Source organism: Lentibacter algarum (assembly GCF_018860975.1).
Taxonomy (GTDB): Bacteria; Pseudomonadota; Alphaproteobacteria; order Rhodobacterales; family Rhodobacteraceae; genus Lentibacter; species Lentibacter algarum_A.
Genome location: NZ_JAHKQI010000010.1, coordinates 491,861 through 505,799, shown reverse-complemented (window position 1 = coordinate 505,799; position 13,939 = coordinate 491,861). Strand labels below are relative to the sequence as shown.

General features: G+C 53.3%; 13 protein-coding genes and 3 pseudogenes. 8 read left to right on the top strand and 8 right to left on the bottom strand.

Annotated features, from left to right (window positions below; genetic code table 11):
- Positions 1–263 precede the first annotated feature (263 nt).
- The 7 genes and pseudogenes from KO498_RS17790 to KO498_RS17760 form a co-directional block, all read left to right on the top strand.
- Positions 264–686 (top strand): molybdopterin-dependent oxidoreductase, encoded by a 423-nt coding sequence (locus tag KO498_RS17790; RefSeq protein WP_215961252.1) that lies wholly within the window; start codon positions 264–266, stop codon positions 684–686.
- A pseudogene (locus KO498_RS18300) lies at positions 643–837 on the top strand (molybdopterin-dependent oxidoreductase); the annotation flags it as partial. The gene KO498_RS17790 and the pseudogene KO498_RS18300, both read left to right, overlap by 44 nt.
- A gap of 6 nt (positions 838–843) precedes the next feature.
- A pseudogene (locus tag KO498_RS17780) lies at positions 844–1,596 on the top strand (Tn3 family transposase); the annotation flags it as partial.
- Positions 1,597–2,255: 659 nt separating this feature from the next.
- Positions 2,256–3,749 (top strand): Na+/H+ antiporter NhaC, encoded by a 1,494-nt coding sequence (nhaC, locus tag KO498_RS17775; RefSeq protein WP_252731521.1) that lies wholly within the window; start codon positions 2,256–2,258, stop codon positions 3,747–3,749.
- A gap of 70 nt (positions 3,750–3,819) precedes the next feature.
- Entirely contained in the window at positions 3,820–4,251 is a 432-nt protein-coding gene (locus tag KO498_RS17770) for a universal stress protein (protein ID WP_215961249.1), read from the top strand.
- Positions 4,252–4,451: 200 nt separating this feature from the next.
- Positions 4,452–4,616: a hypothetical protein gene (locus tag KO498_RS17765; RefSeq protein ID WP_215961248.1), complete on the top strand. Its 165-nt coding sequence runs from the start codon at positions 4,452–4,454 to the stop codon at positions 4,614–4,616.
- 157 nt (positions 4,617–4,773) lie between these two features.
- A pseudogene (locus KO498_RS17760) lies at positions 4,774–5,108 on the top strand (integrase core domain-containing protein); the annotation flags it as partial.
- A gap of 1,245 nt (positions 5,109–6,353) precedes the next feature.
- Here KO498_RS17760 and KO498_RS17755 read toward each other — a convergent pair.
- From KO498_RS17755 to KO498_RS17720, 8 genes are all read right to left on the bottom strand, one after another.
- Positions 6,354–8,084: a SulP family inorganic anion transporter gene (locus KO498_RS17755; RefSeq protein WP_215961247.1), complete on the bottom strand. Its 1,731-nt coding sequence runs from the start codon at positions 8,082–8,084 to the stop codon at positions 6,354–6,356.
- 122 nt (positions 8,085–8,206) lie between these two features.
- The gene (locus tag KO498_RS17750; protein WP_215961246.1) at positions 8,207–9,886 is read right to left on the bottom strand and encodes a bifunctional protein tyrosine phosphatase family protein/NAD(P)/FAD-dependent oxidoreductase; all 1,680 of its coding nucleotides are present in this window, start codon (positions 9,884–9,886) and stop codon (positions 8,207–8,209) included.
- A gap of 14 nt (positions 9,887–9,900) precedes the next feature.
- Positions 9,901–10,782: an MBL fold metallo-hydrolase gene (locus KO498_RS17745; protein ID WP_215961245.1), complete on the bottom strand. Its 882-nt coding sequence runs from the start codon at positions 10,780–10,782 to the stop codon at positions 9,901–9,903.
- A gap of 55 nt (positions 10,783–10,837) precedes the next feature.
- Positions 10,838–11,269, bottom strand: coding sequence for a DUF6691 family protein (locus KO498_RS17740; protein ID WP_215961244.1), 432 nt, complete (start codon positions 11,267–11,269; stop codon positions 10,838–10,840).
- A gap of 3 nt (positions 11,270–11,272) precedes the next feature.
- On the bottom strand, positions 11,273–11,704 hold the full coding sequence (locus KO498_RS17735) for a YeeE/YedE family protein (RefSeq protein WP_215961243.1): 432 nt from the start codon (positions 11,702–11,704) through the stop codon (positions 11,273–11,275).
- A gap of 1 nt (position 11,705) precedes the next feature.
- A complete protein-coding gene (locus tag KO498_RS17730; RefSeq protein ID WP_215961242.1) occupies positions 11,706–11,921 on the bottom strand; it encodes a YgaP family membrane protein in 216 nt (71 codons plus the stop codon).
- Between the two features lie 98 nt (positions 11,922–12,019).
- Positions 12,020–12,685: a Crp/Fnr family transcriptional regulator gene (locus tag KO498_RS17725; protein WP_215961241.1), complete on the bottom strand. Its 666-nt coding sequence runs from the start codon at positions 12,683–12,685 to the stop codon at positions 12,020–12,022.
- Entirely contained in the window at positions 12,682–13,152 is a 471-nt protein-coding gene (locus tag KO498_RS17720) for an Rrf2 family transcriptional regulator (RefSeq protein ID WP_215961240.1), read from the bottom strand. Before KO498_RS17720 ends, KO498_RS17725 begins: the two co-directional genes overlap by 4 nt.
- Positions 13,153–13,271: 119 nt before the next feature.
- On the opposite strand from KO498_RS17720, the gene KO498_RS17715 reads away from it, so the two are divergent.
- Entirely contained in the window at positions 13,272–13,907 is a 636-nt protein-coding gene (locus KO498_RS17715; RefSeq protein ID WP_215961239.1) for a peroxiredoxin, read from the top strand.
- The last annotated feature ends 32 nt before the right edge of the window (positions 13,908–13,939 follow it).

Below are 13,939 nucleotides of genomic sequence, written 5' to 3'. Positions count from 1 at the left end.
ATATCGCCGGGCGGCACGGGTCGACATGTCCAACGGGACGGGTTGCGTGCAGCGGGGTAGACCCGAGTGCGTTTCGTCAACATATCACCGCTCAGGTCGGATTTGATAGAAGAGGTTGATGCGCAGTGGCTCGCGCCGAGGCCTTCCACGGATGCGGCACTGCTTTTGGCGCTAGCGTATGAAATCTGTTCTCGAGACCTTCACGACAAGGCGTTCTTGGCAAAAAAAACACCGTCGGGTTTGATGCGTTCCGCGCTTACTTGATGGGAGATCAGGACGGGATTGTTAAGTCTGCTGAATGGGCGTCTGGCATCTGCGATTTCCCTACGGATGCGATCATCGATCTCGCAAAGCGCATGGGCACCCAGAAAACGATGATATCGATCGCGTGGTCCTTGAACAGACAAGATCACGGCGAACAACCGTATTGGGCTGCGATTGCGCTCGCGGCGTTGTTGGGCGGTATAGGCTTACCCGGAACCGGCATTGGTTTTGGGTATTCAGCAGAAAACGCCACAGACACCAGCCGGAGGCAGATCAAGATTGCAGCATTTCCGCAAGAAAAGAACAATGTGACCAGCTTTATTCCCGCACCACGGATCGCGGATATGCTTGAAAACCCCGGTGGCACTTTTGGCTACAATGGGGGCCAACATACCTATCCAGATACGCATCTTATCTGGTAGGCAGGGGGGGAATCCATTTCACCATCATCAAGATCTCAACAGATTGCGGCAGGCCTGGATCAAACCAGACATGATCATTGTGAATGAAATATGTTGGAATGCGACGGCACGCCATGCGAAAATCATCTTGCCGGTTACGACAACACTGGAGAGGGCAGATACCCATGAGTATTTCCAGCTCTCACGCTTGTCGCGCTGACACATTGAAAGCGATGCTATCAATCAAGCTTTGGCGACGGTGATTGAGGCGCAATCAAATTTGCCTATGGCACTTTTTTGGGGTGCCGATGTGACCGCATCGAGCGACGGTCAATTCTTCTCAACGACCCGCCAGGGGGAAGCCATGAATCTCATCAATGCGAAATATGGTAACGATCCGGGGCTGAAGGCTTACACCCATGTCTCGGATCAATTCAGCCCCTTTGCAACACAGGACATTCCCGCGACAGTCAGCGAAGCGCCCTATATTCTCGACGGTCTTTTGATGAACCCGACAGGTCGAATAATACGCGAGCGATATGCAGATACAGGCGGCTTCACAGATCACGTTTTTGCTGTAACTTCACTTCTGACCTATCGGTTCATCCCACGCATTCGCGATCTGCCGTCCAAACGTCTGTATGTCTTCGATCCAGCATCTACACCGAAAGAACTGAAGGGATTGATTGGTGGCAAAATTAGAGAAAACACGATCATTGAAAACTGGCCGGATATCCTAAGAAGCGCGGCCACCATGGTCGCAGGCATCATGCCGCCCAGCCAGATCCTGCGAAAGTTTGCATCCTATCCCCGCCAGCATGAGTTGGCGATAGCCCTTCGGGAAATCGGCCGCATCGAGCGCTCGCTCTTCATTATAGACTGGTTGCTTGATGCCGACATGCAGCGGCGTGCCCAGATTGGCCTGACCCAAAGAGCTTATGATACGATTCCGCCCCCAACCGGAATCGACCCCCATTACTCACGTTATGGTCAATGCAAGTTGACTAGACAGAATGTTTCGAAGGCCGAGGTGCGCACTACATTGCTACGATTCAGTGCAATCTAAAGCAAACCGTTTCCCCCCCCCAAAAAAATATTGGTAACCAAACGGAATACATGTCTCCCGACAATGCTCTTGTTCCAGTGCCCGGCAAATTTCTATTAACACGGAACATTTCACGAGGGGGGTGAAAACGTGAAGTCTGGCACCATTCTGATTGCATCTGCTTTTCGTGACTCTGCTGCCTTTCAAACGGCGCGAGCTTTTATGATGCCTGTGCCAAAACACATCGGAGGCTTTGATCGCCTGCCACTTTTGCGACCCTATCGGCGAGCATTGTTATGGTGTCTCCCACAACTAAAGTGACATTCTGCCCGTCAAACTGCGACGCGAAGTTTCGCCACTTCAGCGTTGGCTGGAAGGTGCGAACGAATCACAGCGGTTATCAGTTTGGGGCAGGGCGAGATACGTTTTTTCGATGTGTCCTGTTTGTCGGTGACTCCGCAAAGAGCGCAGTTTGAGCGCAGCAATCCAAAACCCAATTGGCCGCTAAAGCCCAATGAACGATCTACGATAATAAGGAGGACGAATTGACTACTGAAATCCAGGAAATTGAAAGGCCTACGCTTCCATTTGCGGTCGCGCCTTTGCTCATCACAATCGCCTTGGTGGCGCTGCAGGTTTTCTATTACGGCGACGTGTCGCCACATATTCCACTCACCATTGGTGTGTTCATAACTGCCGCCTTTGGGTGGTGGCGCGGATATCGCTGGAAGCAAATGCAAGACGGCATGTTCAACGTGATCCACGTCGCACTACCCGCTATTTTCATTCTCTACACTATTGGCATGATCATCGGCACCTGGATTCATGCGGGCACTGTGCCCTTGATGATCTACTACGGTCTACAAGTGCTTGATCCGGGCTACTTCCTGTTTGCTGCTTGTATCATCTGTTCGGTTGTTTCCATCGCAACGGGGACATCTTGGGGTACGACCGGTACAATGGGTCTGGCCCTGATCGGCATCGGCGAAGGTCTGGGCGTTCCTGCTCATATGACGGCCGGTGCAGTTGTTTCTGGCGCATTCTTTGGTGACAAGATGTCGCCGCTATCAGACACGACGAACTTTTCGCCTGCTGTTGTCGGGACTGATTTGTTCACACATATTCGCAACATGATGCCCGTGACGGTTCCCGCTATGCTTCTTGCGCTGGCTGCATATCTATACTTCGGGCTAAGCTTTGCGGATGGAGCAATTGATCAAGTAAAATTGGATGTCGCAATAAATACTTTGCGAGACAAGTATTCTTTGAGCTTCCTTGCGTTATTGCCCGCGGTGGTTGTTGCTGTCCTGGCACTCAAAAAAATGCCTGCTCTTCCGGGTCTTTTTGCTGGTGTGCTTGCTGGTGCGGTTTGTGCGATGGCTCTGCAAGGTGCCGGGCTTCACGACGTTTTTAACACAATGCTGTTCGGCTATAAGGCAGATACAGGCGTCGCTGAAGTCGATGCTTTACTGTCCAAAGGCGGCATCATGTCCATGAACTGGGCCGTGACCTTGATCTTGGTCGCGTTGGCTTTTGGGGGCTTGTTAGAGTCGACACGTTGCCTTGAGACAATCCTCAACAAGATTGTGTCGTTTGCTAAGACGCGTGGGCAACTAATGCTTGCCTCTTTGTTCTCGGTGCTTGGCCTTCATGTCAGCACAGGGGATGTATATCTTGCGATGGCGATTCCGGGCCGGATGTTCGCACCTGCTTTCCGCGGTAAAGGCATTCACGTCTCGACTTTGTCGCGCACCATGGAAGATGGTGGCACTCTAACGGCTCCGCTTATCCCTTGGTCTTCAGGCGGTGTTTTCGTCGCAGCCACCTTGGGTGTGGCCACGTTGGCCTATCTGCCTTGGGCAATTGCGTGTTGGGCTTCTATCGTGATTGACATAGCCTATGCATTCACGGGAGCATTTGTCCCCAAATCGACCGAGGGCGACTTGGCTCAATGGAAAGAGCTCGATGAGAACGTCCTGATCGACGGGGTCATGGTGCCCGGCAGCCTGGTCAAGCCATCGGCACTCAATCTCGGCTAAACATGGGGTCCCGCATGCAAAATGCGGGGCCTTTCCGATTTCTCAAAGCCAAAGAGCAAAGGGGACCAAAATGACGACACCTAAAAAAATACTAGTTCCATTGGATATTCATCAAAAGCAAGACAACGCGCTTCTACTTGAGTCAGCAGTCGAGATGGCGCAAAACACTGGCGCGACATTGGCATTTCTTAACGTCATTGATGTTGATCTGGACAGTGCAATGATAGATCGCTTCGACGATGTGAAAGCGCATTATGCCGGTTTGGCCGAGAAGCAGTTGCAAGAATTGATCGCCAAGAAAGTGCCGTCGGAAATTTCAAGTACAGTCAATGTAGCGAGCGGCAGGTCCTATTCCAAGGTTGTAGATGTGGCCAAGGAAATGTACGTGGACCTCATCATGCTGGCAGCGCATAAAGAAGGCATGAAGGAATTCTTGCTCGGCATGACCGCTGCGCGCGTTGTACGGCATGCACATTGCTCAGTTATGGTTGTGCGTGACTAACCTATTGCGGCTACAATCGTTAGGGCTGTTCCTTGGTCAGGGGTGGCCCGAATTAGTCAGGTATTTTGAAATGAATGGTAGTTAGTTTTCCATAGAAATACTCTTACCGCGCGAGCAAAGAGTTTTTCGGACGCTGACCGGCCCCTAATTGGAGCCGTTTGGTTGATTGAAAAAGTAAGAGTTTGGTGTCGTGTGCAACCATGATCGATGGTTGCACTAATTCTGCAATCTCGCATTCGGTGATCGTCGGGTTCACCGCCGCCGCAGCTGTGCTGATCGGCGTCTCGCAAGTTGGCCCGCATTGGGCCTTTCGGGCGGTGAAGGCGGTGTGCTTCACAGGCTCGGGCAGCTTGTCGCGGGCATAGGCGGGGTAAATCCCGATGCGATCATCATTGCGGCAGTGACGCTGGCCAGCCTGATCGTCTGCACCCGCATCAGCCGCCGATTACCTGGCTATGTCGTAGCGCTTGTTGTCGGATCGTTGAGCGCGAGCCTGCTCGGAGCGAACACATCAGGCGTGGCAATGTCCGTGGCGCACCATTCCATCCGCAAACGCAAGGCAAGATCCCTCTCATGGTTTGCGAGCAAACCACTGCCGGGCAGTGGAAAGCTGGCATCAGACCATGAAGAACCGTGTTCTGCTGGAAAACTATTACTTGCCCGGAGATCTCGAGCGCCAGATCGGGGCTTTTGTCGAGTATTACAACAACCAGCGCTACCACGAGAGCCTGAACAACGTCACACCCGCTGACGTCTACTTCGGGCGCGACAAAGCTATCCTGATGGAAAGGGAGAAGATCAAAAAACAGACAATCCCCTCTCGGGATCATGCTACGCATAACCCTGTCGGGCAGTGAGCAACGCCGCTTGCAGCATCAAAAACAAGCAGCATAATCAATCACACGAACGAACCAGAGCCTCCTGTGCTCAAGCCGATTTGATGTCCAACTTTATATGACGACAGACAGTTTTCCAGATCGGTTTGGGCTTAGTGGAAGTGGTTTCCCGATACCGGACGACCCAATTGAACGCGAAACGTTATTTCAAAATGTGTTTCGAACCGACGGGTACTTTCAAAAATTCATCTGGCGTGAAGAGCTTGTAGCCGCTGTAGCGATAGCAGCAAAAGCATGGCCCGACAAAAAATTAGTATATGCAATTCATAAGCTTGCTCACAGCATTTCGACAGAGAGTGTTTCCCCACATTCGATGCATCCGCGACATGGTCAGATTTTTGAAAAGCATAGTTGCGAGTTTTCATCTCATGTCGGAACGTCTGTTGCGGTAACCCTTGTCTATTCTGCAATCGAGGAGCTGGGATTAGATATTCGATCAAGCGCCCAGAACCAAAGGTGAAACGATAAGGAAACTTTTGAATGGAACCCCAGGGTTTTGGAAGACATCCGAACGCGGTTGTCAGTTGCGAACATTGATCCAGACAGAACAATCGATTGGATTTTTAGAGGAGATGAGACCGAAGTTAAACCTCACCCTAAAAGGAACTCTCTGACAAGTTATAGCGATGGTCAGAGAGTGCGAGACGTCGAGTTATCCTTGCCTGATGCTATTAACTCATGTGGATACTTAAGAAATTTTCTGACCGCTCATGCTTTCAATGGCGATACCGCGCTTCTTGGCCCCTATGAGGTCTACAATTGCCAGCAAGTAGCTAGGTTTTTAATCCTTTCAAAATGCCAGATGTTTAATGTTTGGACTGAGGAATTGCGGGCACGGTTTTTGACCCAATTCACAACATGAATGCCCGCTATGGGCTGGGACCAGTCATCCGGCTGGTCGCGCCGAAGCCTGCAAGGTCAAGATTTGTGTGCCGCACCGCCGCAAGTCCGGTTTGAGCCCAACCCCGCCATTGTTATTTTGTGCTGCGCGCGCACGCAGCGTAAGAAATACCGCGTGGGCAGAAAACATAGTACCGTTTTGCAGCAAGCGAAGCGGTCATTCATGAGAACCGCAGCGGAGATCAAATGTCGAATTCACAAGTCGCAGTCAAAATCGTCTTTTATTAGCACAGCTACTGCTCAAGCTGCATTCACTCGCAGCTGCGGTATAACTGGCGGATCTGCCTTGGACGAAGGCACAGAAACTTATGAACCACTCACTGCGGATTTAGATGTGAGAGCCTTGGCCGCATCGTATTGCGACAGAAATACCCAGCCATTCAGGTCACTAATAAGATGCGATGTCTTTAAGCGATCCATGACGGGTCCCTTCACCTCAGACAGATGAAACCCGATGCTCATATCCTTGAGCCGCAGATTGATCGCCTCGAGGCTTTCGAGAGCCGAGTAGTCCACTTCGTTTACAGCAGAGAACATCAACACAACGTTGCGGATTTTCGTGCCCTCTGTGACGCGCGATTGGATCAAGTCCTGCAAAAAGCGCGCGTTGATGAAGTAAAGACTCTCGTCGACGCGCAACGACAAGAGTGTTGGATCCGTTTCAACGCTATGGCGGAGGATATTGCGGAAGTGTTCGCTACCGGGAACAAGCCCGACCTCGGCCACGTGAGGCCGTGATGTTTTGTAAAGATGTAGCAGGATCGAGATGGTGACGCCGCTGGCCACACCAACCTCGACCCCTAGGGCAAGCGTCAGCACGATAGTCGCCAGCACAGCCACGAAGTCATCGCGGTTGTAGGCCCACGTTTTTTTGAGGATCGACAGGTCCACAAGGCTCAGCACAGCCACGATGATCGTGGCAGCCAGCGTCGCCTTGGGCAGGAAATACACCAACGGCGTCAGGAATAACGCGGCAATGGCAAGGCCAATGGCAGTGTAGATTCCGGCAGCTGGTGTCTCAGAGCCTGCGTCAAAATTGACCACCGAGCGCGAAAAACCACCCGTCACAGGAAAGCCTCCAGTGAAAGCCGCACCAAGGTTGGCCGCGCCCAATCCGATCAATTCTTGATTGGGGTCAATTTGCTGACGTTTTTTGGCTGCAAGGGTTTGCGCAACTGAGATACTTTCGACGAACCCGATGATGGAAATCAGGATCGCTGGCACCAAGAGCGACTCTATGAGATCAGGGGATAGGCTGGGCATCGTCAGCGGGGGCAGGCTTTGCGGGACGTCGCCGACGATTTTGACACCGCGATCCCCAAGATTGAAAGTCCAGACAGCCAATGTGGTGCCAATAACAGCCGCGACAGGCCCAGCCTTGGTCAGTACATCCGCCATTAGTGGGGACAGACCCAGTTTGTTGAGCAAGGGTTTGAGGTTCTTACGGACCCAGAACAAGAACCCAGTTGCGACAACCCCGATGACAACGGTGATCCAGTTGATCTGTCCCAGGTGTTCGAAGATCGACCCAAGCATCTGCAGCAATGTGTGCCCGTGCGCATCAACACCCAGGATGTGTTTCAGCTGGCTCGTGGCGATCAGAATACCGGAGGCTGTGATGAAGCCTGCGATGACGGGATGGCTCAGGAAGTTGGCCAAGAACCCCAACCGAAAGACGCCAAGCAGCACCAGAAATCCACCAGACAGAAACGCCAGGGTCAAAGCAGCAATGGCGTACCCGGCCGTGCCAGTTTCGGCCACTTGACCGATGGTCGACGCCGTCAAAAGCGACACGACTGCGACGGGGCCAACCGCGAGCGCGCGACTTGTGCCAAAGATCGCATAAAGAACGATGGGGGCAATGGACGCATAGATACCCGCCTCAGGCGGCAGTCCGGCCAGCAGAGCATAGGCCAAAGATTGCGGGATCAGCATAATTGTCACGATCACAGCTGCAATCATGTCATTTGATAAAGCATTGCGATCATAGCGGCTGCCCCAATCAAGGATTGGGAGGAATTGGCGAAGTGTTCTCATGGCAGTTGGTCCAGAAATGGCGGCGCTTGGCACATCTCGCGTGGGCGTCGGTAAATTTTATGACCGCAGACCGCCGTGGCAAGGACAACCAGACGGACTGCGGCACCATTCAAGGCAGTCGCTTATTCAACGGAAACCTTGATCTCTTCGGGTTTGGCCAGCCATTCTTTGCCCTTGAGCATGGCCTGCCAGTAGATCGGCGGGAGTATCTTTTCCTTGAGGAACCATGCCGCGCGGCTTGGCTTCGTACCGTCCAGAAGGAAAGATGGAAAACTCGGCTTGAGCGCGCCGCCATAGCCAAATTCGGCCAGTACGATTTTACCGCGCTCGACTGTCAGAGGGCAGGACCCGTAGCCATCATATTGCGCCACCGGCGAACCGCCATTGATGTCGGCCACGATGTTCTCGGCGACGGTCGGGGCCTGCTTGCGGGCGGCGGCCATCGTTTTGGCATTTGGCGCGTTCATCACGTCACCCAAGGCCCAGATGTTGTCAAAGGTCCTATGCCGCAGCGTTGCTTGATCGACATCGACCCAGCCGGCGGCGTCGGCAAGAGGAGAAACGCGAATGAAATCTGGTGCAACCTGCGGTGGGCAAACATGCATCATGTCGAAATCGACGGTAACTTCCGTCGGATCGGCGTCCGGCTTGGCCACTTTGAACGTCGCCTTCTTGGCCGCACCATCAACGGATGTCAGCGTATGGAAGAAATTCAGCGTCGCATCGTATTTCTCGATGTATTTCATTAATGCTGGAACGTATTCCTTCACCCCGAACAGAACCCCGCCCGCATTCATGAATTGAATATCAATGTCTTTGAGCGCTCCGTTACGGAACCAAGCATCACCTGACAGATACATCGCCTTTTGCGGCGCACCTGCGCATTTGATAGGCATCGGCGGCTGGGTAAACAGTGCGCGGCCTTCTTTCAATTCCTGAACAAGCTGCCACGTGTAGGGCGCAAGATCGTAGCGATAGTTCGACGTCACGCCATTGCGGCCCAGCGTGTCTTCGAGCCCTTCAATTGCACCCCAATCAAGCTTCAGCCCCGGAGCCACAACAAGGCGATCGTAGGTGACCACTGTACAACCGTCGAGAATGACCGCGTTGTTCTTTGGCTCAAACGCGGCGACCGCTGCTTTGATCCACCTCACGCCACGCGGGATGAGCGATCCCATCGTCTTCGCGGTGTCGCGTGCGTCGAACACCCCTCCGCCAACCATGGTCCAACCCGGTTGATAGTAATGGACGTCGGAGGGGTCGATGATAGCAATCGAAAGTCCCGACTTACGGGCGAGCAAACTAGACGCGGTAGCGATACCGCCAGCCCCACCACCCACAATCACGACATCAAACTTCGCATCGCCCTGTTGGGTTGGCGTTTTGCCTCCGTTTGCGACACGGCGCGCGACACCGTTCATGTCATAGCCCGCGGCCTTTGTGGCCGCCAGAATTTCAGGCAACGGGCGTTTTTGTGCTTCGTGCAAGGACCAGAGCGTCGCTGAACGGGTGCCGGATCGGCAATAGCCCAAAACGGGTCGTGGCAGTTCCTTTAGGATCGCACCGAATTCTTCTACGTTTTCATCTGTGACCATCCCAGCTGCAATTGGAAGGTAGACTGCGGTAAGGCCCGCTTTCTTCGCCGCCTTCTCAATTTCTTCGAAACTGGGCTGGTCTGCGCCTTCGCCATCGGGACGATTGCAGATGATTGCCCGAAAACCGGCTTTCTTAATGTCGGCCATATCCGCTGCTGCAATTTGCGGAGAGACAGAAACCTTATCTGTGATTTTTTTGATTTCCATGATCTTCCCCTAAATTACAGACTGTTGATTGGCACCTTGAGCATCGGATTGCCATCTTCATCCGTCGGCACTTCGCCCGCCCGCATGTTCACTTGCAACGACGGAATGATGAGCTTGGGCATCGCCAGTTGCGCATCCCGTTCGGTGCGGAACTTGATGAAGTCTTCTTTGGTTTTGCCGCCGCCGACGTGAATGTTGTTGGCTTTCTGCTCAGCCACTGTGGTTTCCCACGCGATTGTGCGACCACCCGGACCGTAATCGTGGCACATGAACAGGCGCATCGCGTCGGGTAAGCTCAGAACCTTCATGATTGAATCGTAAAGAACGCCCGCGTCCCCACCTGGGAAATCCGCCCGTGCCGAGCCGCCATCTGGCATAAACAACGTATCCCCCGCAAAGGCGGCATTGCCCATAACGTGCACCATACAGGCGGGTGTGTGCCCGGGGGTGAACATCGCAAAAGCTGTCATGTTGCCGATTTGATAGGTGTCGCCATCCTTGAACAACGCGTCAAACTGCGACCCGTCGCGCTGGAATTCCGTGCCTTCGTTGAAGACCTTACCAAAGGTCTCTTGGACAATCATAATGCCTTCACCAACGCCGATTTTGCCGCCCAATTCCTGCTGGATGTAGGGCGCGGCACTCAAGTGATCCGCATGGACGTGGGTTTCGATGATCCACTCCAACTTCAGACCACGTGACTTAATATGGCCAATCATCAGATCGGCGCTCACATGTGTGATCCGGCCAGCGGCATAGTCCAAATCCATGACGCTATCGATGATTGCACATGCGTCAGAGCTTGGGTCTTTGACAACATAGCTGATCGTGTTGGTCGGCTCATCAAAAAAGGCTTCGACCTCTGGGGTGATGTTCATATCTACGGGATAGTTCATTGTGTCCTCCATTTCAGTGCAAGCGACTGTCAGCCGCCAAAATGTCGTGAACGCTTTACGCTGCCTTTGCTGAGGTTTGGGTCGCCCCGATCAGTCGGCGCGCGTAGAACCCTGCGGTGACCGCAACCAAGAACAGGGCGACTTCCCAGCGGCCCGTTCCAAGTGCGGGAATTGCGGCACCGGGACAAAAGCCCGCGATCCCCCACCCGATACCAAAGATGGCCGATCCACCAATCAGGCGCGCATCAATCGCGGTTGAAGTGGGCACCTGAAACCGGTCGTCATAAAGCGGTGCATCGCGGCGCCAGACCAAGCGATAGCCAATGAACGTGATGATAACCGCACCGCCCATCACGAACGCAAGGCTGGGGTCCCATGTGCCAGCCACATCAAAGAAGTTAAAAACCTTGGCCGGATTCATCATGCCAGAAATGGCAATGCCTGCGCCAAAGACGAGGCCGGTTACGAGGGCGAAGATTAGTTTCATGGACTACGCTCCAAAAACGTGACGGATGAGATAGACTGTGATTGCGGCGGTCAGCATAAACGTCGGAACGGCCACGATAGAGCGCACCGACAATCGTGAGAGGCCACACACGCCGTGGCCTGACGTACAGCCAGAGCCAAGACTTGCGCCGAACCCGACGATAACGCCGCCGATGACGATCATTGCCGGGCTGACCGGAACAGACAGCTCTGGCATCGCGCCTGTGACCAGAAAGATAAAACCCGGTGCGAGGATCATGCCTGCAACCATCGCCGCGCGCCATGCAAACTCACCCCCGTTTTCAGCGAAGACAATGCCCGACATAATGCCAGTTGCGCCAAGTATACGACCCAAGCCGAGCATGAGCAGCACAGCGCCAAGACCAATCAACAAACCGCCGCCAAGAGACGTGAAAGGTGTGAACAACGTCTCCACCTTAGCAGTCCTTGCAGGTCTTGAGGCCGAGGATCGAATAGATCGGGCACATCTTGAACGCCGACGTGGCGAGCATTACAATACCGACAAGTGCTGCACCGTATTTAAACAGCGGTGACGCAAAAAACTGCATGCCACTGGCGAATGCAAGATAGAACAGAACCGCGCCCAAAGCTGCGCGAAAGAGGCGGTCGATGGTGCCTACATTGGGTGTCATAACGATCTCCTAACGTTTAAAGTTAGGATTACGATATAACTTCAAAAATGGATCGTCAGTGACAATGTCACCTAACCGACAGAAACACGAAAAAACTGTTAGGCGGAGTGCGCGATCGCCTCAAGCCCAGCCTTGTCTTTGAGCGTAATCAATCCACGCGATTGCTCGATCAGGTCGCGCTTTTGAAAGTCGTTCAATACCCGCGAAATCACTTCACGGGCGGTGCCAAGTTCGCTTGCAAGGTCCTGATGGGTTGCACGCACTTCTTTCAGCACGTCACCAAGGGTCAAAAGCCGTTCAGCCAGACGGACATCGATGCGCCCGAAGGCGACGTCGTCCACAACGCGCAGCAGATCGATCAAGCGGCGTGAATAGGCGGCAAAGACAAAGTTACGAAACGCGTCTTCTTCGGATGACAAACGATCAAACGCAGGTTTGGGCAAGACCACGACGGTCACGTCGGTTTCGGCAATCCCTTCCGCATTATACGCCTCTTCGGCCAACATGCAGGCAGTGGTCAAAACACAGCTTTCCCCCGCTTCGATCCGGTACAGCACAATCTCGCGCCCGGCTTCCGAGGTTTGGGAGACACGGATGCGCCCGTCATAAAGGAAGAACAGACTATCAGGAATGTTCATCGGCCCGAACACCTGATCGCCCTTTTTCAAATGGGTGATGCGCGCGGATTTGTTCAACCGTTCCCGAACATCTTTCGGGAGGGCGGCTGTTCCTTTAAATCGTTCGGTCCAATCCAAGATGGTCATTTGGCACTCCTGACAGGGGCAATGATGCCGTCTTCCAAGGGGGCAATCCGTGCCAAAAGATCATTCCGGTTTGATGCGATATCGGCCAGCGTTAAATCGTCGAGGACCGCCATGAACGCGCGTGTTGCTTCTTGCAAAGCGCGTGACAGTTTGCAGATGTCGATCAGCGGGCAGGTGTTGTTTTCCGGATTGAAACACTCGACCAGATCCAAGGGGCCTTCTGTCAGACGGACGACATCACCGACGATGATTTCCTCGGCTGGCTTCGCGAGCCGAAACCCACCACCGCGCCCGCGCTGCGTTTTGATATAACCGGCTTGCCCCAGTTCATGCACGATCTTCACAATATGCGGACGTGCAAGTCCATGGATACGAACGACATCATCAACACGAATCAAATCCGGTGCTTTCAGCGCGGCCAACTGCAAAGAGCGCATGGCGAAATTGGTGTATGAAGTGAGCTTCATTGTGCCTCCTGTCGTTAACTTATATTTACTTTATATCTTTATGCAAGATAGGTGACATTGTCACTGAAGCTGGCACCGGCACCACCTATATGAGGTTAAGACAACAATAGGAGAATACAATGACATTGCTTCTTGGGGACATCGTTCCAGACTTTACCGCTGACACAACAACAGGTCCGATTTCGTTTCATGACTGGATTGGAAATGAATGGGCTTTTTTCTTCAGCCATCCTGCGGACTTCACGCCGGTTTGCACCACGGAAATGGGCCGCACCGCACAGCTGGCATCCGAGTTTGCCGCGCGGGACGTTAAGCCCATTGGTCTTAGCACCGATACCACCGAAGAGCACCTCAAATGGATTGAAGACGTCAATGATACGCAAAACACAACCTTGCGGTTCCCAATCGTGGCTGATCCAGATTGCAAGGTCGCCGCACTTTACGAAATGATCCATCCGGGTGAGTCGGCTACAGCAGCTGTTCGATCTGTCTTCATCATTGATCCAGAAAAAAAGCTGCGCCTGTCGATGACCTATCCGATGAGCGTTGGTCGCAACTTCGATGAAATTATCCGTGTGATTGATGCGCTTCAAACAGGGGATGCCAAAGGCGTGGCCTTGCCTGCCGACTGGCGACCCGGCGATCGCGTGATCATCCCGCCGTCGGTTTCAAATGCCGAAGCTGCTGCCAAATTCCCGCAGGGTTTCGAGGAAATCCGCCCTTACCTGCGCACTGTTGACATTGGTGCAGGCTGATCCGCAGACTTAATTAGCAAACAAGAGGCCAG

Excerpts from the sequence above, each read along its gene's own strand:
- KO498_RS17790 (WP_215961252.1), top strand. The coding sequence starts at position 264 with ATGGGAGATCAGGACGGGATTGTTAAGTCTGCTGAATGGGCGTCTGGC.
- KO498_RS17770 (WP_215961249.1), top strand. The coding sequence starts at position 3,820 with ATGACGACACCTAAAAAAATACTAGTTCCATTGGATATTCATCAAAAG.
- KO498_RS17765 (WP_215961248.1), top strand. The coding sequence starts at position 4,452 with ATGATCGATGGTTGCACTAATTCTGCAATCTCGCATTCGGTGATCGTC.
- KO498_RS17755 (WP_215961247.1), bottom strand. The coding sequence starts at position 8,084 with ATGAGAACACTTCGCCAATTCCTCCCAATCCTTGATTGGGGCAGCCGC.
- KO498_RS17750 (WP_215961246.1), bottom strand. The coding sequence starts at position 9,886 with ATGGAAATCAAAAAAATCACAGATAAGGTTTCTGTCTCTCCGCAAATT.
- KO498_RS17745 (WP_215961245.1), bottom strand. The coding sequence starts at position 10,782 with ATGAACTATCCCGTAGATATGAACATCACCCCAGAGGTCGAAGCCTTT.
- KO498_RS17740 (WP_215961244.1), bottom strand. The coding sequence starts at position 11,269 with ATGAAACTAATCTTCGCCCTCGTAACCGGCCTCGTCTTTGGCGCAGGC.
- KO498_RS17730 (WP_215961242.1), bottom strand. The coding sequence starts at position 11,921 with ATGACACCCAATGTAGGCACCATCGACCGCCTCTTTCGCGCAGCTTTG.
- KO498_RS17725 (WP_215961241.1), bottom strand. The coding sequence starts at position 12,685 with ATGACCATCTTGGATTGGACCGAACGATTTAAAGGAACAGCCGCCCTC.
- KO498_RS17720 (WP_215961240.1), bottom strand. The coding sequence starts at position 13,152 with ATGAAGCTCACTTCATACACCAATTTCGCCATGCGCTCTTTGCAGTTG.
- KO498_RS17715 (WP_215961239.1), top strand. The coding sequence starts at position 13,272 with ATGACATTGCTTCTTGGGGACATCGTTCCAGACTTTACCGCTGACACA.